General features: G+C 72.1%; 25 protein-coding genes. 18 read left to right on the forward strand and 7 right to left on the reverse strand.

The features are described from left to right. A partial coding sequence (locus HTZ82_RS20500) for an ALF repeat-containing protein (RefSeq protein WP_175410893.1) occupies positions 1-941 on the reverse strand: 941 nt, incomplete at its 3' end. Between the two features lie 256 nt (positions 942-1,197). Beyond that, entirely contained in the window at positions 1,198-1,848 is a 651-nt protein-coding gene (locus HTZ82_RS20505; RefSeq protein ID WP_175410926.1) for a MerR family transcriptional regulator, read from the reverse strand. A gap of 159 nt (positions 1,849-2,007) precedes the next feature. Between HTZ82_RS20505 and HTZ82_RS20510 the strand changes: the two genes are divergently transcribed. The 4 genes from HTZ82_RS20510 to HTZ82_RS20525 all read left to right on the forward strand — a co-directional run bounded on the left by HTZ82_RS20510 (position 2,008) and on the right by HTZ82_RS20525 (position 5,679). Continuing rightward, entirely contained in the window at positions 2,008-3,588 is a 1,581-nt protein-coding gene (locus HTZ82_RS20510) for an NAD(P)/FAD-dependent oxidoreductase (protein WP_175410894.1), read from the forward strand. Then, positions 3,585-4,463 (forward strand): alpha/beta fold hydrolase, encoded by an 879-nt coding sequence (locus HTZ82_RS20515; RefSeq protein WP_175410895.1) that lies wholly within the window; start codon positions 3,585-3,587, stop codon positions 4,461-4,463. Before HTZ82_RS20510 ends, HTZ82_RS20515 begins: the two co-directional genes overlap by 4 nt. A 5-nt stretch (positions 4,464-4,468) precedes the next feature. Further along, entirely contained in the window at positions 4,469-5,365 is an 897-nt protein-coding gene (locus HTZ82_RS20520; RefSeq protein ID WP_375540840.1) for an SDR family oxidoreductase, read from the forward strand. Between the two features lie 110 nt (positions 5,366-5,475). Beyond that, positions 5,476-5,679 (forward strand): hypothetical protein, encoded by a 204-nt coding sequence (locus tag HTZ82_RS20525; protein WP_175410897.1) that lies wholly within the window; start codon positions 5,476-5,478, stop codon positions 5,677-5,679. 178 nt (positions 5,680-5,857) lie between these two features. On the opposite strand, the gene HTZ82_RS20530 is transcribed toward HTZ82_RS20525, so the two are convergent. Then, complete coding sequence (locus tag HTZ82_RS20530; RefSeq protein WP_309235592.1) at positions 5,858-9,400, reverse strand: S41 family peptidase; 3,543 nt, start codon at positions 9,398-9,400, stop codon at positions 5,858-5,860. Positions 9,401-9,580: 180 nt separating this feature from the next. Here HTZ82_RS20530 and HTZ82_RS20535 point away from each other — a divergent pair, with 180 nt between their 5' ends. Together HTZ82_RS20535 and HTZ82_RS20540 are read left to right on the forward strand one after the other, a co-directional pair. Continuing rightward, on the forward strand, positions 9,581-10,153 hold the full coding sequence (locus HTZ82_RS20535; RefSeq protein WP_175410899.1) for a TetR/AcrR family transcriptional regulator: 573 nt from the start codon (positions 9,581-9,583) through the stop codon (positions 10,151-10,153). Positions 10,154-10,285: 132 nt separating this feature from the next. Further along, positions 10,286-12,487 carry an MMPL family transporter gene (locus tag HTZ82_RS20540; protein WP_175410900.1) on the forward strand — a complete coding sequence of 734 codons (2,202 nt, stop codon included), beginning with the start codon at positions 10,286-10,288 and terminating at the stop codon, positions 12,485-12,487. 83 nt (positions 12,488-12,570) lie between these two features. On the opposite strand, the gene HTZ82_RS20545 is transcribed toward HTZ82_RS20540, so the two are convergent. Then, positions 12,571-12,948, reverse strand: coding sequence for an SsgA family sporulation/cell division regulator (locus HTZ82_RS20545; RefSeq protein ID WP_175410927.1), 378 nt, complete (start codon positions 12,946-12,948; stop codon positions 12,571-12,573). A 173-nt stretch (positions 12,949-13,121) separates the two neighbouring features. Between HTZ82_RS20545 and HTZ82_RS20550 the strand changes: the two genes are divergently transcribed. The 4 genes from HTZ82_RS20550 to HTZ82_RS20565 are packed head-to-tail and all read left to right on the forward strand — an operon-like array spanning position 13,122 to position 16,990. Continuing rightward, positions 13,122-14,213, forward strand: coding sequence for an energy-coupling factor ABC transporter permease (locus HTZ82_RS20550; protein WP_175410901.1), 1,092 nt, complete (start codon positions 13,122-13,124; stop codon positions 14,211-14,213). A 1-nt stretch (position 14,214) separates the two neighbouring features. After that, positions 14,215-14,976 carry a cobalt ECF transporter T component CbiQ gene (gene cbiQ / locus HTZ82_RS20555; protein WP_175410902.1) on the forward strand — a complete coding sequence of 254 codons (762 nt, stop codon included), beginning with the start codon at positions 14,215-14,217 and terminating at the stop codon, positions 14,974-14,976. Further along, on the forward strand, positions 14,973-15,779 hold the full coding sequence (locus tag HTZ82_RS20560) for an energy-coupling factor ABC transporter ATP-binding protein (RefSeq protein ID WP_175410903.1): 807 nt from the start codon (positions 14,973-14,975) through the stop codon (positions 15,777-15,779). The genes cbiQ and HTZ82_RS20560 overlap by 4 nt, the downstream gene beginning before the upstream one ends. A 47-nt stretch (positions 15,780-15,826) precedes the next feature. Further along, complete coding sequence (locus HTZ82_RS20565; RefSeq protein WP_175410904.1) at positions 15,827-16,990, forward strand: serine hydrolase domain-containing protein; 1,164 nt, start codon at positions 15,827-15,829, stop codon at positions 16,988-16,990. Here HTZ82_RS20565 and HTZ82_RS20570 read toward each other — a convergent pair. Next, on the reverse strand, positions 16,983-17,453 hold the full coding sequence (locus HTZ82_RS20570; protein ID WP_175410905.1) for a hypothetical protein: 471 nt from the start codon (positions 17,451-17,453) through the stop codon (positions 16,983-16,985). The two genes, HTZ82_RS20565 and HTZ82_RS20570, sit on opposite strands and share 8 nt — an antisense overlap. A 238-nt stretch (positions 17,454-17,691) precedes the next feature. On the opposite strand from HTZ82_RS20570, the gene HTZ82_RS20575 reads away from it, so the two are divergent. Beyond that, complete coding sequence (locus HTZ82_RS20575; RefSeq protein ID WP_217624385.1) at positions 17,692-17,979, forward strand: hypothetical protein; 288 nt, start codon at positions 17,692-17,694, stop codon at positions 17,977-17,979. Positions 17,980-17,985: 6 nt separating this feature from the next. Here the strand turns inward: HTZ82_RS20575 and HTZ82_RS20580 are convergent, their stop codons facing one another. Together HTZ82_RS20580 and HTZ82_RS20585 are read right to left on the reverse strand one after the other, a co-directional pair. Continuing rightward, positions 17,986-18,201, reverse strand: coding sequence for a DUF397 domain-containing protein (locus tag HTZ82_RS20580; protein ID WP_175410907.1), 216 nt, complete (start codon positions 18,199-18,201; stop codon positions 17,986-17,988). Beyond that, the gene (locus HTZ82_RS20585; protein ID WP_175410908.1) at positions 18,194-19,060 is read right to left on the reverse strand and encodes a DUF5753 domain-containing protein; all 867 of its coding nucleotides are present in this window, start codon (positions 19,058-19,060) and stop codon (positions 18,194-18,196) included. Before HTZ82_RS20585 ends, HTZ82_RS20580 begins: the two co-directional genes overlap by 8 nt. Before the next feature lie 434 nt (positions 19,061-19,494). Here HTZ82_RS20585 and HTZ82_RS20590 point away from each other — a divergent pair, with 434 nt between their 5' ends. The 7 genes from HTZ82_RS20590 (at position 19,495) to HTZ82_RS32775 (ending at position 22,409) form a co-directional block, all read left to right on the forward strand. Then, positions 19,495-19,896, forward strand: a complete 402-nt coding sequence (locus HTZ82_RS20590) for an ATP-binding protein (protein WP_175410909.1) — start codon at positions 19,495-19,497, stop codon at positions 19,894-19,896. Continuing rightward, a complete protein-coding gene (locus HTZ82_RS20595) occupies positions 19,886-20,086 on the forward strand; it encodes a hypothetical protein (protein ID WP_175410910.1) in 201 nt (66 codons plus the stop codon). Before HTZ82_RS20590 ends, HTZ82_RS20595 begins: the two co-directional genes overlap by 11 nt. Before the next feature lie 110 nt (positions 20,087-20,196). Then, a complete protein-coding gene (locus HTZ82_RS20600) occupies positions 20,197-20,421 on the forward strand; it encodes a hypothetical protein (RefSeq protein ID WP_175410911.1) in 225 nt (74 codons plus the stop codon). After that, a complete protein-coding gene (locus HTZ82_RS20605; RefSeq protein ID WP_175410928.1) occupies positions 20,399-20,908 on the forward strand; it encodes a DUF6879 family protein in 510 nt (169 codons plus the stop codon). The genes HTZ82_RS20600 and HTZ82_RS20605 overlap by 23 nt, the downstream gene beginning before the upstream one ends. 8 nt (positions 20,909-20,916) lie before the next feature. After that, positions 20,917-21,762 (forward strand): helix-turn-helix transcriptional regulator, encoded by an 846-nt coding sequence (locus HTZ82_RS20610; protein WP_175410912.1) that lies wholly within the window; start codon positions 20,917-20,919, stop codon positions 21,760-21,762. Between the two features lie 62 nt (positions 21,763-21,824). Further along, complete coding sequence (locus HTZ82_RS20615; protein ID WP_175410913.1) at positions 21,825-22,025, forward strand: hypothetical protein; 201 nt, start codon at positions 21,825-21,827, stop codon at positions 22,023-22,025. Positions 22,026-22,283: 258 nt separating this feature from the next. Further along, positions 22,284-22,409, forward strand: a complete 126-nt coding sequence (locus tag HTZ82_RS32775; protein WP_302852250.1) for a hypothetical protein — start codon at positions 22,284-22,286, stop codon at positions 22,407-22,409. Positions 22,410-22,432 lie beyond the last annotated feature (23 nt).

A 22,432-nucleotide genomic window follows, 5' to 3' on the forward strand; every position in this document is an offset into this window, starting at 1 on the left:
GTGCGCGAGGCGGCGATCGCGGTGTTCGCGGCGTCGGCGGCTCCGCGTGCGGCGCTCGCGGCGTCGTTCGCGGCCCGCGCCGACTTGCGGACGTCCTGCTGGGCCAGCCGCGCCTCCTCGGCCGCCTTCAGCGCAGCCGCCTTGGCCTTCTCGGCGGCCTCCTTGGCGCGGTCGGACGCGGCGACGGCCTTCTCCGTCTGCAGCTTCGCCCGCTTGCCCTCGCGCTCCACGATGTCGACCAACTGGCCGATGGTCGCGGCCTCTTCGTCCCGGGCGCGGGCGATGTACTGGCCGGACACCAGGAACTGGCGGATCGCCTCGGGCGACCCGTCGTCCAGGGCGCGCTGCGCGTAGAGCTTCACCTGCGGCGACGCGGTGTTGAGGATGGTGAAGACCGCGACGCGGTCGTCCTCCTGCTGCGCGGTGTACTGCGTCTTCTGCAGGAACGTCTCCAGCGCGTCCCGCGTGCCCTCGTTCAGGGCCGCCGTGGCCTCGCGCTTCACCGCGGTGCCGCTGTTGTTCATGACGGTGAAGACCGCGACGCGCAGGTCGGTCTCCAGGGACTGCTGGTAACCGTCGCGCAGGTACGCGGCGACCGCGTCGTCCCCGGAGGCCAGGGCAGTGTTGGCCGAGTCGCGGACGGACTTGCCCGCGTACGGGAGGGCGGTGAGCACCGCGAACCGGTTGTCCTCGGCCTTCGCGGCCGGCAGTTCGCCGGTGAGGAACGCGGAGACGGCGGCCGGGGTGCCGGCCAGCGCGGCGGCGGCTCCCTCGCGGACCGCGCGGCCGCCGGACTTGTACGCCCAGACGGCGCGGCCCCGCTCGGTGTCGGGCAGGCCGTAGTTGGTGTCCGCGGCGGTGGTCGTGCCGGCCGCGTGTGCGGGGGTGGCCGTCAGAGTGAGGACGGAGGGCAGGGCGGGAGCGGCGGCTGCTCCGGCCATCGTGGTGAGTATGCGGCGTCTGCTCCAGAACGACGGTGACGTCACGTGCATCCTTCCCCGTAAAGCGATACGACGATGCAGACGCGGTCGCGGCCGGGTAACGCCCTCTGGTGCGGGCGGGGTTGGCGTGCCGCAACGCGTCTGACGGTACGGGTGGGAACACTACCCGTCTTAGTACTGGTGTTCACGTGCCGTCAGAAGTCCCGTCGACAAGGCGACTTCGAGACGCGGCATTCGGTCGGAGACGCGAGCAGTGTTACGCGCTGCTGCCGCCGCTGCCGCTGCCGCTGCCGCGCTCGCGCAGGCGGCGGTCCAGGGCCATCGAAAGCTCCGCCTCCACCACGCTCTTGGCGAGCGGGCGCAGACGCGTCGGGTCCTCGTCCCGGACGTGGGCGTGGAGCAGGTCCGTGAAGAGCGTCGCCAGCGCGTCCGCGTGGGCGCGGACCTCGTGCGCGGCCGCCAGGACCGCCGACAGCGGCACGCCCTCCTTCACCAGGGACGCGGAGACGTCCAGGAGGCGGCGGCTGACGTGGATCAGGTCCTCGCCGTCCGTGGCGAGGTAGCCGAGGTCGAGTGCGGCCCCGAGGTTCTCGGCGGTCGCCTGGTCCCCGAAGAAGTCGGCGAGCTGCTCGGGGTGGAGGCGTACGGGCTCCTCCTCGGTGGGCTCGTTCAGGCCCAGCACCTCGCCCACGTCGCGCCCGCTCTCGAAGGCGGCCGCCAGGTCCGCGATGCCGTTGAGGGTGTGGCCGCGCTCCAGGAGTGCCGCGATCGTACGGAGGCGCGCCAGGTGGTGGGGGCCGTACCAGGCGATGCGGCCCTCGCGGCGGGGCGGCGGGATCAGCCCGCGTTCGCGGTAGAAACGCAGCGTACGAGGGGTGATGCCGGCTGCCGCGGCCAGCTCCTCCATACGGTATTCACGGTCCTCGCCCTCGTTCGACACGTCGGCCACCCTATGTCGTACCGAGGGTAACTTTCCTCGGCCTGCCCCCTACCGCTCGGTAGGGCGCTGCTCTACCCTCCGGGACAGTGCCAGTGATTGCTGGCAGCGTCTTGGCGGGAGGGCCGCATGAGCGAGCAGCAGCACGCGCGCGAACACGTACGGGTGGCGGTGATCGGATCCGGCTTCGGCGGCCTCGGCGCCGCCGTCCGGCTGCGCCGCGAGGGAATCACCGACTTCGTCGTCCTGGAGCGCTCCGACTCCGTCGGCGGCACCTGGCGCGACAACAGCTACCCGGGCTGCGCCTGCGACGTCCCGTCGCACCTGTACTCGTTCTCCTTCGCGCCCAACCCCGACTGGCCCCGCACCTTCTCCGGGCAGCCCCACATCCGCGCCTACCTGGAGCACGTCGCCGACACCTTCCGGCTCCGCCCCCATCTGCGCTTCGGGCACGAGGTGCTCATGATGCGGTGGGACGCCGGGGAGCTGCGCTGGGACATCGAGACCTCGCGGGGCTCCCTCACCGCCGACGTCGTCGTCTCCGCCACCGGCCCCCTCTCCGACCCGAAGATCCCCGACGTGCCCGGCCTCGACGGCTTCCGCGAGCAGGGCGGCACGGTGTTCCACTCCGCCCGCTGGGACCACGACTACGACCTCACCGGCAAGCGCGTCGCCATGATCGGCACCGGCGCCTCCGCCATCCAGATCGTGCCGTCCATCCAGCCTCAGGTGGGCCGGCTCACCCTGTTCCAGCGCACGCCCCCGTGGGTCATGCCGCGCGTCGACCGCGCCATCACGGGCGCCGAGCGCTGGCTGCACCGGCAGCTCCCCTTCACCGGCGCCGCGCGCCGCGGCCTCCTCTGGGGCATCCGCGAGCTCCAGGTCAGCGCGTTCACGAAGCGGCCCGGCGAGCTGGGCCTCGTCGAGTCGCTCGCCAAGGCCAACATGCGCCGCGCCGTCAAGGACCCCGCGCTGCGCGCCAAGCTGACACCGTCGTACCGCATCGGCTGCAAGCGCATCCTGCTGTCGAACGACTACTACCCGGCCCTCGCCCGCCCGAATGTCGACGTCGTCGCATCCGGCCTGAGCGAGGTGCGGGGCCGCACCCTGGTCGCCGCCGACGGCAGCGAGACCGAGGCCGACGCGATCATCTTCGGTACGGGCTTCCACGTCACCGACATGCCCATCGCGGACCGCGTCGTCGGCGCCGACGGGGTCACCCTCGCCCAGGCGTGGAAGGACGGCATGGAGTCGCTGCGCGGCGCCACCGCCGCCGGCTTCCCCAACTGGATGACCCTCATCGGCCCGAACACCGGGCTGGGGAACTCCTCGATGATCCTGATGATCGAGTCGCAGCTCAACTACATGGCCGACTTCCTCCGCCAGCTCAGCCTGCTGGGCCCGGACACCGCGCTCACCCCGCGCCCCTCCGCCGTCGCCGACTGGAACCGGCGCGTGCAGGCCCGCATGGAGCGGACCGTGTGGAAGTCGGGCGGCTGCGACAGCTGGTACCTCGACGCCAACGGGCGCAACACCACACTGTGGCCGGGCACGACGAGCGAGTTCCGGCGGGCCACGCGGACGGTCGACCTGGGGGAGTACGAGCTCGTACGGGCCGAGAAGCCGCCCGCCGGGCAGTCGGCTGAGGGTCCCGCCGACGCGCCGAAGGGCAAGCCCGCCCGTACCGCGAAGAAGGAGACCGCCGCATGAGGACGCTCACCGCCGTCTCCGCCGACGGCTCGCCGCTGCACGTCGAGGTGTACGGCCCCGAGGGCGCCCCCGCCGTCGTCCTGGCCCACGGCTGGACCTGCTCCACGGAGTTCTGGGCCGCCCAGGTGCGGGACCTGGCGGCCGACCACCGGGTCGTCGTGTACGACCAGCGCGGCCACGGGCGCTCACCGGCCGCCGAGCCGTCGGGCTACTCGACCGGCGCCCTCGCGGACGACCTGGAGGCCGTGCTCGCCGCCACCCTCGCCCCGGGCGAACGCGCCGTCCTGGCCGGGCACTCCATGGGCGGCATGACCCTCATGGCCGCCGCCGCACGCCCCGCCCTACGGGCCCACGCCGCCGCCGTCCTGCTGTGCAGCACCGGCCCGTCCCGCCTGGTCGCCGAGTCCCTCGTCGTACCGATGCGCCCCGGCCCGGCCCGCACCCGGCTCACGCGCGCGATCCTCGGCGCCCGCGCGCCGCTCGGCCCGGTGACGCCCGTGTCGAAGGCGATCCTCAAGTACGCCACGATGGCCCCCGGTTCGGCGCCCGACCGGGTCGCGGAGTGCGCCCGCATCGTGCACGCCTGCCCCCGCGCCGTACGGGTCGCCTGGTCCCATGTGCTGGCCGGACTGGACCTGGAGGCGGGCGTACGGGAGCTCCAGGTGCCCGCCGCGGTCGTCGCGGGCACCGCCGACCGGCTGACCCCACCCGTCCACGCCCGCGCCATCGCCGCGGCCCTGCCGCAGTGCGTCGGCCTCGACGAGCTGCCGGGCATCGGGCACATGACGCCGGTCGAGGCGCCGGAGGCCGTCACGTCCCGTATCCGCGAGCTCGTCACGACGTACGTACGCAGCGAAAAGGAGGAGGCGGTATGAGCGGTATGAGCAGGCGCAGCCTGGACGGGCAGGTCGCCGTCGTGACGGGGGCCGCGCGAGGGGTCGGTGAGCTGCTGGCCCGCAAGCTGTCCGCGCGCGGCGCGAAGGTCGCCCTCGTCGGCCTGGAGCCCGACGAGCTGAAGCGGGTCTCCGAACGCCTCCACACCGAGAGCGACTGGTGGCACGCGGACGTCACCGACCACGAGGCGATGGCGCGGGTCGCGGGCGAGGTCAAGGAGCGGTTCGGCAAGGTCGACATCGTCGTCGCCAACGCGGGCGTGGCGTCGGGCGGCCCGTTCGCCGACTCCGACCCGGCCGCGTGGCGGCGCGTCATCGAGGTCAACCTCATCGGCGGCGCCGTCACCGGGCGGGCGTTCCTGCCCGTACTGGCGGAGAGCCGCGGCTACTTCCTCCAGATCGCGTCGCTCGCCGCGATCACGCCGGCGCCGATGATGACCGCGTACTGCGCGTCCAAGTCGGGTGTCGAGGCGTTCGCGCACAGCCTGCGCGCGGAGGTCGCGCACCAGGGTGTGTGGGTGGGCGTCGGCTATCTGTCGTGGACGGACACCGACATGGTGCGGGGCGCCGACCAGGACGACGTGATGCGGGAGTTGCGGCAGCGGCTGCCGTGGCCGGCGAACCGTACGTATCCGCTGGGCCCGGCCGTCGACCGGCTGGTGGCGGGTATCGAGCGGCGCTCGGCGCATGTGTACGCGCAGTGGTGGCTGCGCGGGATGCAGTCGGTGCGCGGGTATCTGCCGGGCCTGATCGCGACGGTCGGGCAGCGCGAGGTGCGGCGTTTCGGGCCCCGGCTCGCGGGGGTGTCCACGGGCCTCGTCGGCGCGGGCGGTGCGGCGGACGAGCGGGCGCGTGCGGAGCGTGACGGAGTCGTCACGGATTGATCGAAATGCGCGCTATGTCGCACCGTGCCAGGCTGGTCCGGGGCCGGGTCGCCAACCACCCGGCTTCCCGATCCCCTCATGTCCCCCCACCCCGTGCAGGAGTGAACCCGATGGGAATTCAGGACCAGTTCAAGGACAAGGCGGAGCAGCTCCAGGAGCAGGCCAAGAAGGCCGCGCGCCAGGCGAAGGACGAGGCTCAGCAGCGCCGTATGCAGCAGCGCAAGGGCGGCAAGCAGCAGCAGGACCGCGAGACGGACGCGCAGCGTGAGGCCCGTGAGGCGCGGGAGCGGATGGACCGCGACTACGACGCCTGACGCGGCGGTCCGTACGTACGTACGCACCCGTGTGCCCCGGGCAGGGACGCCTGCCCGGGGCACACGCATGCGTGGGCGGGCCGCGCGCAAGAAGAGCCGCGCGCAAGAACAAGAAGAGCCGCGCGCAAGAAGAGGTGCGGGCGGCCGTTGGCTGGGTGCCGGGCCTCACGGCCTGGCCTCAGGGCCGGGGCGGCAGCGGCGGGCGGCTGCGGTCCGGTACGTCGGAGTAGTCCGGGGGCTGCGACGCCGGGTGCTTGTCCAGCAGGTCGAGCGCCACCTCCACCGCGTCGGCGAGCTGCCGGTGGCGGCCCTCCGCCCAGTCCAGCGGGGTGCGTTCGATCTCGATGTCCGGCTCCACGCCGTGGTTCTCGACGCCCCAGCCGTACTCCTCGAACCAGGCCGCGTTCATCGGCACCGTGATCACCGTGCCGTCGCCGAGCCGGTGACGCCCCGTCATGCCGACGACCCCGCCCCACGTGCGCAGCCCGACGACCGGGCCGAGCCCCTGGAGCTTGAACACCGCCGTGATCATGTCGCCGTCCGACGACGTGGCCTCGTCCGCGAGCGCGACGACCGGGCCGCGCGGCGAGTTCGACGCGTACGACACGGGCTGCGCGTTCCGCGTGAGGTCCCAGCCCAGGATCCTGCGGGTCAGCTTCTCCACCACGAGCTCGCTGATGTGCCCGCCCGCGTTGCCGCGCACGTCCACGATCAGCGCCGGGCGCGACACCTCAAGGCGGAGGTCGCGGTTGAACTGGGCCCAGCCGGAGCCGCCCATGTCCGGGATGTGCAGGTATCCGCACTTGCCCGCGCTCAGGTCGTGCACGACCGCCCGCCGCTTGGCCACCCAGTCCTGGTAGCGCAGCGGCCGCTCGTCCACCAGCGGCACGATCGCCACGCGCCGCGGCCGGCCAGGCTCGCCGTCCGGCGGCGCGAACGTCAGGTCGACGGTCGTCCCGCCCGCCGCGGCCAGCAGCGGGTACGGGCCGGTCACCGGGTCCACGGGCCGCCCGTCCACGTGCGTGAGCGCCGCGCCCTCCCGGATGCCCGTACCGGCGAGCGGCGAACGGGCCTTGGAGTCCGACGAGTCGCCCGGCAGGATCCGCTTCACGACCCACCTGCCGTCGCGGCGGACGAGGTTGGTGCCCAGCAGCCCCATGGCCCGCTGGTAGTGCGGCGGGCCCTCGTTGCGGCGCGCGGGCGTGACGTACGCGTGCGAGGTGCCGAGCTCGCCGAGCACCTCGCGCAGCAGGTCGGCGAACTCGTCGGGCGTGGCGACCCGTTCGACGAGCGGCCGGTACTGCTCCAGGACGGCGTCCCAGTCGACGCCGCTCATGCCCGGGTCCCAGAAGTAGGCGCGGATGATCCGGCCCGCCTCCGCGTACGCCTGCCGCCACTCGGCGCCGGGCTCCACCTCGTGCTGGATGCGCCGCGCGTCGACGTACACGGTCGAGTCGAGGTCGCCGGACTCGGTCGCCGGCACGGCGCGCAGCTCGCCCTCGTCGACGACGACGAGCCGGGTGCCGTCGCCACTGACCGCGAACCAGTCGAGGTGCGGGACGAGTTCGGTCTTGCGGGCCTTGGTGAGGTTGAAGTGCTCCAGCGTCGGCCGCTCCGACGGGTCGGACGGGTTCACGAACGTCTCGCCCAGGGCGCCCGAGATGGGCCAGCGCAGCCACACCAGGCCGCCGCCGTTGACCGGGTGCAGCGACGAGTACTTGGACGCGGCGACCGGGAACGGCGTCACGCGGCTCTCCAGGCCCTCGACCTCGACCAGTACGGTCCCGTCGCCGGCCGGCCCCTCGTCGCCCGGGTCCAGGCCGCCGGCCGCCGGGCGGCCCTCGGGCGAGAGCGCGAAGGGGGACGGTGTGGTGGAAGCCAGCGGTACGAGGTAGGGGCGGCAGCCCAGCGGGAAGGACAGGTCGCCGGTGTGCACGTCGTACACCGGGTCGAAGCCCCGCCACGACAGGAACGCGAGGTAGCGCCCGTCCCGCGTGAACACGGGGCTCTCGTCCTCGAAGCGGCCGTTCGTGACGTCCACGATGAGCCGGTCCTTGATCCGGGCCATCTTGATCTGCCGCAGCGACCGTCCGATGAACGGGTGCGACCAGGTCAGCCAGGCCCCGTCGGGCGAGAAGGCCAGGTCGCGGACGGGCCCGTTGATCGACCGGATGAGCTCGGTGACCTCACCGTACGAGCCTGCCGCCCCGCCTTCCGTCCCGCTTTCCGCCCCGACCTCCGCAGAGCCCTCGCCCTCGGCGGCAGCCCCGCCTCGCGCGGCAGCCCCGCCTTGCGCGGGACCCTCGCCCTCCATGGGGCTCCCGCCCTCCATGGGGCTCCCGCCCTCCATGGGGCTCCCGCCCTCCATGGGGCTCCCGCCCTCCATGGGGCTCCCGCCCTCCACGGGGCTCCCGCCCTCCACGGGGCTCCCGCCCCCCGCCGGGCTCCCGCCCTCCACCGGGCCCTCGGGCTCCTCCGGGGCGGACTCCTCCGCCGTGTTCACGAGCAGCAGCCGCCCGTCGTGCGACGCCACCGCGAGGCGCTCGCCGGACGGGTCGGCGACCATCTCGTGGACGCGGCCCAGCCTGCCCGCGGCGATCCGGTGGGGCGGGCGGTCGCCACTGGCGCGGGGGAGGTGGGCGACCTCGATGGCCTCCTCGCCCTCCGCGTCCGTGACGTACGCGATGCGCCCGCCGCTGCCGAGCATCTCCGGCAGCCGCACCCGTTCCCCCGGGCGGTCCGCGATGGCGCGGGCGGGGCCGTCGCGGTGCGTGAGCCAGTACAGGCTGCCGCGCACGCAGACCGCGCTCGCCCGCCCGGTCTCGTCGACCGACACGGCCTGGAGGTGCTGGGCCGCGGGCACGTGGTAGCGGCGCCGCCCGGTGCGCGGCCCGCCGAGCCGGACGTCCAGCCTCCGCGGCCGCGCGTCCGGCGTCAGGGCGTCGACGACCCACAGGTCGCCCGCGCACTGGTAGATCACCCGGGCCCCGTCGGACGAGGCGTGCCGGGCGTAGAACGTGTCGTGGTCGGTGTGCCGGCGCAGATCCGAGCCGTCCGGCAGACAGGAGTACAGGTTCCCGACGCCCTCGTGGTCGGACAGGAACCCGATCCTCCCGGCCACGAACATCGCGCAGTCCAGGTGCCCGCCCAGGTCCGGCAGCAGCCGCCGCCCGTGCAGCCACAGCCGGCCCGTCGCACCGCCCCGGTACCGCTTCCAGGCGGCGGGCTCGTGCGGCGGCTTCCCGGTCAGGAGCAGCGTCCTGTGCTCGCCGTCGACGTCCGCGACCTGGATGTCCGCGCACGGCCCCCAGGGCAGCCGCAGCCCCGGGCTGCCGTCGGGCGCCACCTTGTACGCCCACGAGAAGTGCGAGAACGGCTGCCCGTGCGACGCCACCGCCAGGATGTTGCCGTCCGGGTCCCAGCCGCACACCCGGGTGTCCAGCGACCCCCAGTAGCTGAGCCGCCGGGACGGGCCGCCGTCGACCGGGGCGAGATGGATCTCGGGGTCGAGGCTCCGCCAGCTCGTGTACGCGATGTGCCGCCCGTCGGGTGAGAACCGCGGGTGCCCGATCCGTGTCCGGTCGACGGTCACCCGCCAGGCGCGGCCGGGTGCGGCGCCGTCGGGGACGAGGGGGGCGACCCACAGATCGTCCTCGGCCGCGAAGCACAGCAGGTCCTTGTGGAGGTGGGGATACCGGAGGTACGCGCCGTCGCTGCTCACACAGCCATGCTTTCCGCGCCGCGGGGGCCCGGCAACTCGACCGGCGACCCGCTCAGACGTTCGTGACAGCGTCCGTGGCAGGCGTCCGTGACCCAGGCCACGTACGAAACGGTTTCGTTTCGCTGAACGCTGTGCCATCCTTCTGGTGTACGAAACCGTTTCGTTCGAATGGAACCGCCCATGGCCCGCAGCAGACTCACCCCGGAACGCGAGTCCGAGCTGTACGAAGCCGTCATCGACCTCCTCGGCGAGGTCGGCTACGACGGCCTCACCATGGACGCCATCGCCGCCCGTACGCGCTCCAGCAAGGCCACCCTCTACCGCCAGTGGGGGAGCAAGCCCGAGCTGGTCGCCCAGTCGCTGCGGCACCACAAGCCCGTACGGATCGCGGAGATCGACACCGGCAGCCTCCGGGGCGACTTCCGCGAACTGATCGGACAGACGGACGACTGCCAGATGGAACGGGACTCCGCGATGATGCGGGGCCTCGCCCATGCCATCAGCGACAACCCCGAACTCCTCCAGGCGCTGCGCGAGCTGCTGATCGAACCCGAGATGACCGGGCTCGGCCAGGTCCTGCGGCGCGCCGTGGAGCGGGGTGAGGTCGCGGCCGACAACCCGGCGCTCGATCTGGTCCCGCACATGATGATCGGCGCGTTCGTCGCCCGGCCCCTGATCGAGGACCGGCCGATCGACCAGGCGTTCCTCACCAGGTACGTAGACGCTGTCGTCCTCCCCGCGCTCGGCGTCTGAAGAGCACCCACAGCACCACCAGCAGCACCATCACCCAGCACCACCACGCAGCACCGACACGTTCCGCTCGCGCTGTCGGGTCGACTCCCCATGTCCTGACCAGTCCCACCTCACCTCCGGGAGTACGCCCCAGTGGCCACGTTTCTCTACAAGCTAGGCCGGCTCGCCTTCCGGCGCCGCCATGTCGTGACCCTCTTGTGGATCGCGTTGCTGACGCTCGCCGGAGTGGGCGCGGCGACCGCGCCCGCCGCGACGTCCGGTTCCTTCTCCATGCCGGGTACGGAGGCCCAGAAGGCCTTCGACCTCCTTGAGGAGCGGTTCCCCGGCGGCAGCGCCGACGGCGCGACCGCCCGGGTCGTCTTCAAGGCACCGGACGGCCAGAAGATGACCGACCCGGCCAACAAGACCCGCGTCGACGAGGCCGTCACCGAGCTGAAGTCCGGCTCGGACCAGGTCGCCAGTGTCACCGACCCGTACACCGCCCAGGCCGTGTCGCAGGACGGCTCGACCGCGTACATCCACGTCTCGTACAAGGTCAACGGCATGGAGCTGACCGACGCGACGCGTGAGGCGCTCCAGGAGACCGGCGAGGAGGCGCGCGATGCGGGCCTCACCGTCGAGATCGGCGGCGACGCCCTCCAGGCGGCGCCCGAGACCGGCACCGGCGAGATCATCGGTGTGGTCGTCGCCGGGATCGTCCTCGTCATCACCTTCGGCTCGCTGATCGCGGCCGGTCTGCCGCTGGTGACCGCGATCATCGGCGTCGGCATCGGCGTCTCGTCCATCACGGCGCTCGCGAGCGCCCTGGACCTCGGCACCACCACCGGCACGCTCGCCTCGATGATCGGCCTCGCGGTCGGTATCGACTACGCCCTGTTCATCGTCTCCCGCTACCGCGCCGAGCTGGCCGAGGGCCGGGACCGCGAGGAGGCCGCGGGGCGCGCCGTCGGCACCGCGGGCTCGGCGGTGGTCTTCGCGGGCCTGACCGTCGTCATCGCGCTGGTCGGCCTGGCCGTCGTCAACATCCCGATCCTCACGAAGATGGGCGTCGCGGCCGCGGGCACCGTCGCCATCGCCGTCCTCATCGCGCTCACCCTGATACCCGCGCTGCTCGGTTACGCGGGCAAGCGGATCGTGGGCCGCAAGGCGCGCCGGGAGATGGAGGCGTCCGACCGCGTGGCCGACGCCGAGCCTGACGCCAAGCCGAACGCGGGCACCCGCTGGGCCCGGTTCGTGCTGCGCCGCCCGATCGCCGTGCTGCTCGTCGGTGTCGTCGGACTCGGCGCGCTCGCCGTCCCGGCCGCGTCCCTGGAGCTGGGCCTGCCCGACGACGGTGCCCAGCCGACGTCCACCACGCAGCGCCGCGCGTACGACCTGCTGTCCGACGGCTTCGGGCCCGGCTCCAACGGCCCGCTCCTGGTCGTGGTCGACGGCGACCGGGCGGCCGCCGACAAGGCCGCGGAGCAGATCAAGGGCCTCGACGGTGTCGCCGCGGTCACGCCGCCCCGGCCCAACAAGGCCGGCGACACGGCCATGATCACGGTCGTCCCGAAGGACCGCCCGTCGTCGGCCGAGACCGAGGAGCTCGTCCACGACATCCGCGCCAAGGCCGACGACAGCGTCCTCGTCACCGGCCAGACCGCGATGAACATCGACTTCTCGAAGAAGATGAACGACGCCCTCGTGCCCTATCTCGCGCTGGTCGTCGGACTCGCCTTCCTCCTGCTGATGGTGGTCTTCCGGTCCGTCCTCGTCCCGCTCAAGGCCGCGCTCGGCTTCCTGCTGTCGGTGGTCGCCGCGCTCGGCGCGGTGGTGGCCGTCTTCCAGTGGGGCTGGCTCGGCTCCCTGTTCGGCGTCGAACAGACCGGCCCGATCATGAGCATGATGCCGATCTTCATGGTGGGTGTCGTCTTCGGCCTCGCCATGGACTACGAGGTCTTCCTCGTCACGCGGATGCGCGAGGCGTACGTGCACGGCGAGCGCCCGGGCGAGGCCGTCGTCACCGGCTTCCGGCACGGCGCCCGGGTGGTCACGGCCGCCGCCGTCATCATGATCGCGGTGTTCGCGGGCTTCATCGGCTCCAGCGAGCAGATGGTCAAGATGATCGGCTTCGGCCTCGCCACGGCCGTCCTGTTCGACGCGTTCGTGGTCCGAATGGCGATCGTCCCGGCGGTGCTCGCGCTGCTCGGCCGCAAGGCCTGGTGGCTGCCGGGCTGGCTCGACCGGATCCTGCCGAACGTCGACGTCGAGGGCGAGGGCCTGCGGAAGGAGCTCGCCGCCGACGACCCGCGCCGGGACGACCCGGACGCGGAGAAGGAACTCGTACGCGCCTGACGCCCGACGTCTGACGTCTGACCGTACGGAGATCACCGTACGGAGAGCCCCGTACGGAGAACGCCGTCACCACGCCCGGAACGTCACCTCGTGACCGGCGTGGTGGCGGCGTCGTACGTCCGCCGCAGGAAACGCGTCAGCGCCGACGAATCGAACTGGACGACGTCCGTTCCCTCTGGGGAGTGAAACTCGACCACCGTCTGCGCGCGCCCGCACGGCCAGACCTCCACGTCGCCCCGCCGCGCCGGCGCCCGCAGCCCGGCCTCCAGCAGGGTGCGCGGGAACGACCAGACCGTGCCGCTCGGGAACACGAACCGCACGCCGTCCGGCTCGGCGCCCGGGTCGTAGCGGAGCGCGACCGGCACGCGACGGGACAGCGGGCCGTCGGTCACCACCAGACCTCGCGCGCGCACCTCGACACGGCGGCCGGCACCGGGGCGGCTGTCCTCAGGAGGGCACATCATCGGGCTCCTCACACTCAGCGCACATTCACCTCATGTGACTCCAATGTCGCACCAATCAAGGGAATGCGCCGCATCCCTTCTGTGACCGACTCGCTCTTGCAAGGAGTTTGCAGGAGCGGCCATCATCGAACGGCCGACACACCCGCCAGAGCCGGAAAGCGGTCCGATCCATGCATGTCCCCGACGGATTCATCAACGCGCCCGTGTCCGCCGCGGCCGGCCTCGTCGCCGCGGGTGCCGTCGCCGCCGGCCTGCGCGGCGCCCGCCGCGAGCTGGACGAGCGGACCGCGCCGCTCGCCGGTCTCGTCGCCGCCTTCATCTTCGCCGTCCAGATGCTGAACTTCCCGGTCGCCGCCGGCACCAGCGGCCATCTGCTGGGGGGTGCGCTGGCCGCGATACTCGTCGGCCCCTGGACGGGCCTGCTGTGCCTCGCGGTCGTGCTGCTCATGCAGGGCGTCCTCTTCGCCGACGGCGGGCTCACGGCGCTCGGCGTCAACATCACGCTCATGGGCGGTGTCGCGGTCCTCGTCGCGTACGTCCTCTTCCGCGGCCTGGTGAAGGTGCTGCCGCGCGGCCGCCGCTCGGTCACCGTCGCGTCCTTCGTCGCCGCGCTCGTCTCCGTACCGGCGTCGGCGGCCGCGTTCACGCTGATCTACGCGGTCGGCGGCACCACCGGCGTACCCGTCGGCAAGGTGCTGGGCGCCATGGTCGGCGTCCACACGCTCATCGGCATCGGCGAGGCCGTCATCACGACGGCCACGGTCGGCGCGGTCATCGCCGTACGCCCCGACCTGGTGTACGGCGCGCGCGGCCTGTCGGCCCCGCTGAAGCTGCGCGTCGACGGCGAACTGGTCGACGCGGCGCCCGCCCCGGCGCGGGTCCCCGCGGCCCGCCCGGCGCGCAGGATCTGGGCGGCCGGCCTGGCCGCCGCCGTGGTCCTCGCCGGCTTCGTCTCCTTCTACGCCTCCGCAAGCCCGGACGGCCTGGAGCGCGTCGCCTCCGACTACGGCATCGACGAGAAGGCCGAGGAGCACGCTGCCGCGGAGTCCCCGCTCGCGGACTACGGCGTGAGCGGCATCACGGACGCCCGCCTGTCCGGGGGGCTGGCGGGCACCATCGGCGTGGGCGCGACGCTGGCACTGGGCACCGGCCTGTTCTGGGCCGCCCGCCGCCGCGCCGCGTCCACGCCGGACGGGGCGTCCACGCCGGACGGCGCGGGTGGTGGCCCGTCCGACACCTCCCGTGTGACGGAACACGCCTGACATGGGCGCAGGCCATGCGCACAAGCTGTACCGGCACGGCCATTCGCCGGTCCACGCGCTGCCCCCGCACACCAAGCTCGTCGCCGTCTTCTGCTTCGTCGTGGTCGTCGTGTCCACGCCGCGCGAGGCGGTGTGGGCGTTCGGCCTGTACGCCCTGCTGCTGGCGGCGGTCGCCGTCGCGGCCCGCGTCCCGCCGGGCTTCCTGCTGAAGCGCCTCGCCATCGAGGTCCCGTTCGTGGCGTTCGCGTTCCTGATGCCGTTCGTCGTCCCCGGCGAGCAGACGACGCTGCTGGGCGTCAGCGTGTCCGTGCCGGGCCTGTGGGACGCCTGGAACGTGCTGGCCAAGGGCACGCTCGGGGTCGCCGCTTCGGTGCTGTTGGCGGCGACGACGGAGCTGCGCGCCCTGCTCCTGGGCCTTCAGCGTCTCCGCCTGCCCCCACTGCTGGTCCAGATCGCGTCGTTCATGATCCGGTACGGCGACGTCATCACGGACGAGATGCGCCGGATGTCCGTCGCGCGCCGCTCGCGCGGCTTCGAGGCGAAGGGCGTACGGCACTGGGGCGTCCTCGCGAAGTCGGCGGGCGCGCTGTTCATCCGCTCGTACGAGCGCGGTGAACGCGTCCACCTGGCGATGGTGTCCCGCGGGTACGCCGGGTCGATGCCGGTGATCGACGAGGTGACGGCGACGGGCGCGCAGTGGACGCGGGCGGCGGCACTCCCGCTGTCGGCGCTGGCTGTGTGTCTGCTGGGATGGACGCTATGAAGAAGCCCGCTCGCTCCCCCTCCCCCTCCCCCTCCATGTCCTTCGTCCCGTCCCTGGAGGTCAGCGGCCTGGCGTACGCGTACCCGGACGGCCACCAGGCCCTGTTCGGGGTCGACCTGACCGTGGAGCGCGGCGAGCGGGTGGCGCTGCTCGGCCCGAACGGCGCCGGCAAGACGACCCTGGTCCTGCACCTGAACGGCATCCTCACGGCCGGAGCGGGCACGGTGTCGGTGGCGGGGCTGCGGGTCGAGCAGCGGAACCTGAAGGAGATCCGCCGGAAGGTCGGCATCGTCTTCCAGGACCCGGACGACCAGCTCTTCATGCCGACGGTCCGGGAGGACGTGGCGTTCGGCCCGGCGGCGGCGGGCGTACGGGGCGAGGAGCTGGAGCGTACGGTGAGGCGGGCCCTGGAGCGGGTCGGCATGGCGGACTACGCCGACCGCCCCCCGCACCACCTGTCCTTCGGCCAGCGCCGCAGGGTCGCCGTCGCCACGGTGCTGGCGATGGAGCCCGAGATCCTGGTCCTGGACGAGCCGTCGTCCAACCTGGACCCGGCGTCGCGCCGCGAACTCGCCGACATTCTGCGGTCGTTGAACGTCACGGTCCTGATGGTGACGCACGACCTGCCGTACGCGGCGGAGCTGTGCCCCCGGTCGGTGATCCTCAGCGAGGGCGTGATCGCCGCGGACGCCCCGACGGGCGAGCTGCTCGCGGACGAGGAGCTCATGCGCCGGCACCGCCTGGAGCTGCCGTTCGGCTTCGACCCGACGGCGCGGCCGACCCGGAATCAGGGCGCCCACTGACCCGTTGCACCATGGGGTGAGCGACCCCGAGAGAAAGCGCGGCTGACGTGGACGTCCAGGGCACGACGGACCCCGGCTGGGAGCCGGTGGAAGACGCCTTCCTCCGCAACTTCGCCCAGCGCGGCGAGCGGGGCGCGGCGGTCGCGGTGTACCGGGACGGCCGCAAGGTCGTCGACCTGTGGGCGGGCGTCCGCGACGTCGACGGCTCGGCGCCCTGGGCGGTGGACACGGCGCAGGTCGTCCGCTCGGTCACGAAGGGCGTGGCCGCGGCGGTCCCGCTGCTGCTCCACCAGCGCGGCCAGCTCGACCTGGACGCACCGGTGGGGACGTACTGGCCGGAGTTCAAGACGGCGGGCAAGGAGAGGGCGCTGGTACGCCACGTACTGGCGCATCGGGCGGGCGTCCCCGTCCTGGACGTCCCCCTGACCCCGGCGGAGGCCCTGGACCTGGAGGCGGGCGCGGCGGCGGTGGCGTCCCAGGCGCCCGCGTGGGAGCCGGGCACGGACCACGGCTACCACGCCCACACGTACAGCTGGCTGCTGGCCGGCCTGGTGCGGCGGGTGACGGGCCGCTCGATAGGCCGCTGGGTGGCGGAGGAGATAGCGGGGCCGCTGGGCCTTGACCTGTGGCTGGGCCTGCCGCAGGAGGAGGCGCACAGGGCGGGCCGCATCGGGGGATTGCCGGAGCCGGAATCACCCTCCTCAGGCGGCCTGAGACTCCGCCCGAAGAGGTCGGTCGCGGCGGCGTACGAGAACGAGGAGTCCCTGACGCGCAGGGCGTTCGGCGCGATATCCCCGGCCCCCGACGAGAACGCCCCCGCCTACCGCGCGGCAGGCCTGCCGGGCTCGGGCGGCGTCGCGACGGCGAGGGCGCTGGCCCGCTTCTACGCGGCCCTCCTGGGCCCGGTCGACGGCCACCGCCTGTTCGCCCCGGCGACGCTGGCGCTGGCCCGCACGGAGGAGTCGGCGGGCCCGGACCGCGTCCTGGTGGTGGGCACCCGCTTCGGCCTCGGCTACATGCTGCACGGCCCGGCGTCCCCGCTCCTGGCCCCCGGCTCCTTCGGCCACCCGGGCCGCGGCGGCTCCCTGGCCTTCGCGGACCCCGAGTCGGGCATCGCACTCGGCTACGTCACGAACGGCATGCGCAAGGGCGTGACGGCGGACCCGAGGGCGCAGGCACTGGTGCGCGCGGTGAAGACGGCGATCAGGTGACGGGCTCCCGGAACACGGGCATGAGCGAGGCCCGCTGCACGGGCACGGGGGGCGGCTGCCGCCGGACGGTGCCGGACACGGGCTCGGGCGGGGGCGGTGCAGCCGGCGCGGCCGGGGCGGCCGGTGTGGGCTGAGCGGCCGCCGCCCGCTCCGCCACGGGCGCGGGCTCGTCCAGCAGTACGACCTCGTGGCGTACGGTCGCCACGCCCTTGGCGACCAACGCACGATGGTGATCCAGCAGCCAGTCCGGAGGACTCGTGAACAGCACACGCAGCTGTGCGACGGTCAGCGAGTCCGGCACGACCCCATGAACGTCATGGGCGAGCTGCACGGCCTTCCGCACCTGCTTGGCCGTCAGGACATGATCCGGCGTCCGGCCCAGATACCCGGCGGCCGTCTTGGACACGAGCAGTTCGGGATGCGGAACCCAGTCCGTCAAGGTGATCACCTCGGTTTGTCTCATCACGGGGAGCCTCCCCACGGTCCCCACGGCTCACCGGTAACAACGAGCGAGAAGCGAATCCGCGTACGGACGAAGCCCCCACCGCCCCCAGGTTGGCCGAAACCCAACGCCCCTGGGGCGTGTCGCCCGCTTTTGCGTGTCCGGAGGCCTGACGGGACCCTGGAAGTGGCGCGGACCGCCGCCACCCTGGCGGCCCGAGGCCCGCCGCCCGCCATCATGGGAGGTTCTCGTGGCTGTAATGATGGAGATCGAGTTCCCGGGAGTGACAGCGCAGCAGTACGACACCGTGGACCGCAGTGCGGGCGCACGGGCGGACCAGCCCCCCGAGGGGCTGCTGTCCCACACCGCGATCATCACGGACGCGGGTCTGCGCGTCATCGACGTGTGGGAGTCGACCGAGGCGTGCGATGCGTTCTTCACGCAGCGACTCCAGCCGGCGCTCGAAGAGCATGGCTACCACGAGCCGTCCGCGGCGCCGACGTTCTCGAACGTGCACTACCACTACGCCGTGGCAGCCGGCCGGTGACAGCCCTTAGGCGCGAGCGACCTCGGCCCGCTCACCCCACTCACCCTTGAGCCCCCCGACAAAGACCCCCCAGGAGCGGCTGGAAAACCGGAGCAGGCCCCGCTCCGGATTCTTGCTGTCGCGCACAGCGCGGCGCTGATCGCCGGCCGGCGCCACCTCCAGGCAGTCGCCCTGCTGGTCCGAGTACGAGGACTTGCGGAACGGGCTGTCGACGTCAGGCATCACGGTTGGCCTCCTTCAGAATGCGCCGGATGCGCCGCGCGCTCTCCTCGGGCGACAGTGCGGCCGAGCGCAGCCGGTTGAAGACGTTCGCGTACAGAGCCAGATCCTCGGGGCGCTCGACGACCATGGTGGTGGCGGCGTTCCGCACCGTGACCGCTTCGACGTCCGGCTCGGCTCCGAACGAGAAGGCGACGAACGGACCGGACATTCCGGCGGTCCTGCTCGCCGATGCCGGGAGCAACTGCACGGTGATGTTCTGTTGTTGTCCGGCGTCGAGGAGACGTTCGAGCTGCTCCGCGCCGGCTGTGGCGTGATCCAGGAGGGCGGTGACGGCCGGTTCCCAGACCACTGCGGTGAGGTCGAGTCCGCCGTCGCTGAGCCGCCTCTGACGCTCCATCCGGACCTCGACCAGGGCGGCGGTGCGTTCGGGAGACAGTACGGCGGGGCCGTGCGCGATGACGGACTCCGCGTACCTCCTGGTCTGGAGGAGCCCCGGGATGAGGGAGGGCTCCCAGGAGCGGACGCGGGTGGCGTCGGTCTCCAGGGTGATGTGGTCGGCGTAGTCGGATCTGAGGGCCTCCTGGTACTCCAGCCACCAGCCGCGTTGAGTGCTGGCCCGCGCGAGGTTCTCCAGCCGGGTGCGCTCGTGGGGGTCTTCGACCCCGTACCGGTCGAGCAGCGTGCGCACCTCCAGTGCGGAGGCGGAGACCTGCCCGCCCTCCAGTCGGCTCACCTTGGTCACGGACTTCATGATGGCGGCGGCCGCAGCCGCCTGGTCCAGGCCGACGGACTCGCGGTAACGCTTCAGGGCGGCCCCCAGCCTGCGGCTACGGACGGTGGGCCTTCCGCCTGCGGGCAATGTCCTCTCCTTTCAACGCGCCCTTCAGTGTGCCCTCTTCGCTGTCGGTGACGTCACGTCAGAGGGCTCGCAAGTTTGCGGTAGAGCAACTTGCGCAGCACCGAGGCAGGCCTCTAGCGTGAGACGCACCACGCATTGCGCACGAATGAATGCGCAGAGTTGTCACATGCGTGCACGGAAAACCCCCGCGACCGTAGGCCCGGTCCGGGGGTGTGGCCAACGCTTCCAAGGAGCGCCGACGTGCTGAACCTTATCGCCCGGACCTGCGAGTTGCTGCTGTTACTCCGCTGGCTCCTGCCGCCGACGGGCCGCCGACGCCGCGTCCCCCTGAAACGCCCCCGCACCGCACCGCCGCCGCCCTTCCACTGCGCGTGCTGCGGCCGCCTCCGGGGCGAGAACAGCCGGCTGGTACGCGAAACGGCGGCAGCGCGCTGATGGACGTACTGACCCTGCACTGGAACAACGCACCGAGCAGCGTGGGCCGGGCGCGCAGGGCGCTGCGTACCGCACTGGCCGGGTGGAACGCGGAGGCGGTGGAGGACGAGGCCGTCCTGGTCCTCTCCGAACTGCTGACAAACGCGGTCCAGCACGCCCAAGCCCCGGGCCGGCCACTGGCGACCCGCTTCACGCGCCTGCCCGACGGCGGGGTACGCATCGAGGTGCACGACGCCTCAGAAGCGCACCCGAAGCCGACAACGCCCCAGCCGCCTGACGCCGAGGCGGGCCGAGGCCTGCACCTGGTGACCGCACTGGCCGCGAGCTGGGGCGTCACCCGCCAGGAAGGCGGCAAGACGACCTGGGCCGAGCTGAAGTCCGGGGCGCACCATGACACCTGAAGCCCGCACCCTCGCCCTCCGCGTAAAGCCCGGCGACCACGTCCGCGTCCGCGGCACCTGGCGCGAGGTCCGAGCGACCCGCCCGATCCGCGACCGCGTGGGCGTCGTCGCGGTGGTCCTCATCCTCACGACAGACACCGCCTGGTGGTGCCCGGCGACGCTCCCTGTACGGGTACGCCGCCGCAAGTGACTACGGAACGTCCAAACGTAGAAGTTCGTGCAAGTTCATGGTGCTGAACCGCAGCCCACTTGCAAGCTGATTGGCGTGTTACCACTGACCTGGTCCAAGGAGGAGGACGCATGGCGCTGCACATGTTGGGCAAGGACCCTGACAGCCCGAACGACGGTTCACCGACCGTTTTCTACGACGACGAAACCGGAAACTACGTGCTACAAGGCTGGAGGGTCAACGACGCGGCTCGCCTGTCCCAGCTCGATGTGCCCGACCACGAAACCGTGATTGAGTTCCCTCGTCGGATGATGCAGTTCTTCCCGGAGGTGACTGGTGGCGGACCCAACGTTTAAGGACCTCTTCCGGGCCGCCACGCGATCGGCTGTCCATCTGGAGATGAGGGACGGCTATATGCGCGATGCCGACTTCCTACAGTGGCAGGCAGGACAGCGCTTCGATCCCGCCGAACGGTGGCGCTCATGGTTCGACCTGGTGCAGCAGACCACCGGCCGAGGAGTCGAAGTGCGCAGGGCCCGGATCGTCTCCGAGCCGATCACGGACTACATCAGGTTCGAGTACGACGTCACCAGCGCTCACAACGTCGCCGCCGGAGAGAAGGTGCGGTGGCTTCCCCGCCGCAAGGCATCCGATGTTCCCCTGCCCGGGAATGATTTCTGGCTCTTCGACGGGAACGCAGTCCTCTTCAACCACTTCGCCGGGAACGGCGACATGCTGGAGTCGGAGTACACCACGGACGCGAGCGTGGCGAAGCTGTGCGCCGACGCCTTCGAGGCCGTGTGGGACCGGGCGATCCCGCACGAGGAGTACCACCCGGCCTGAGAACGCACGTGTCACTCTCATCCTCCAGCGTCACCGAGGCCCGCCGAGCTCTCGGTCAGCGTCTGCGCGAGATCCGTCGGGAGTCGGGCCTCACCGCGCGGGCGCTGGCCCGCTTGGCCGGCTGGCACGAGTCGAAATGCTCCCGGATCGAGAACGGCCGGACGGCCCCCTCCGACGCTGACATTCGCGTGTGGACGCTGCACTGCCGCGCCGTGGGCCAGACCGCTGACCTCATCGCGACCGCCCACGCTGTCGCGGGCATGTACGTGGAGTGGCGCCGCATGGAGCGGAGCGGGCTGCGGAGGGCCCAGGAATCCGTCCTCCCTCTATGGGAGCGCACGCGGCGCTTCCGAAGTTACGCGTCATGGCTCCTGCCCGGTCCATTACAAACACCTGGCTATATCCGTGCCTTGCTGTCGTCCATCCGTGACCGACGGTCGCTCACCGACGACCTCGACGCGGCCGTAAGGGTCCGCATCGACAAGCAGCGCTTCCTCCACGGCGGCGGAACCTTCGCAGTCGTCGTCGAAGAGAGCGTGCTGCGGCACCGGATCGGCGGCCCGGAGGTCATGGCGGCCCAGCTCGGACACCTGCTTGCCGTCGCGTCACTGCCTGCCGTGAGTCTCGGTATCATCCCGCTCACCGCCGACCGCACTGTCCTCTGGCCCGTCGAGGGCTTCTGGATCTTCGATGACGTGCAAGTCAACGTGGAACTCGTCTCCGCATACCTCACGATCACCCAGCCGTACGAGATCAATATGTATGCGACCACGTTCGCTCAGATGGCCGACCTCGCGGTCTACGGTGCTGCTGCCCGGTCCCTCATCACGGCGGCGATCGACTCACTCGACTGAACGCCGTGCAAGTCCGCAGAAGTTCGTAGCAGTGGCGTCCACCCTGCTTCGAGAGTGGCGTCATGCGGACGAATATCACGACGATGGACGCCCCCGTACACCTTCCCCTGCCCGACCCGGAGCCGGACGGGGAGCCGGGCTGCGCTGTCTGCGCGGCTCTGCTGGAGCAGCGTGCGGTGGCTCGGAGACGCGGTGACCTGTCCTCGGTGACGGACTGCAACGTGGAGCTTCGGCACCACCGGAACGCCGAAGGGCACCTGTGAAGGCGCCGTTGCAGGTCGAGGAGCCGGTCCTGCTGCTGACGCTGCGTGTGTCACGGGACGGCGGCCGTACCTGGGATCAGGCAAGAGGCGTGCACAGCGCAGACCCACTGCGTCCCCTGATGAGCGCCGAATGGCCGCCCTGCGCGTGCCCGCGCTGCCGACGCGTTCAGTGACTCCCCGCGCCGGCTGCCCATTCCCTGGCAGGACCGCAGCCGGTGCGGGGCCATGCACCACCCCGTCAACAGAAGGGACTGGCACATGAGCTCCATCCAGGCACAGCGCCGGGCGCTTGTCCAGGGCGACCCGGACAACACCGACATCGAGGACGGCGACGGCGGCGGCTCCAACCCCTCGTCCGGGTGCGGCGACAACCTCACCGCCTAGCAGACCGACCGACCGGCGCGGCC

The sequence above is a fragment of the Streptomyces sp. TRM64462 genome, assembly GCF_013362995.1.
In the GTDB taxonomy this organism is placed as follows: domain Bacteria; phylum Actinomycetota; class Actinomycetes; order Streptomycetales; family Streptomycetaceae; genus Streptomyces.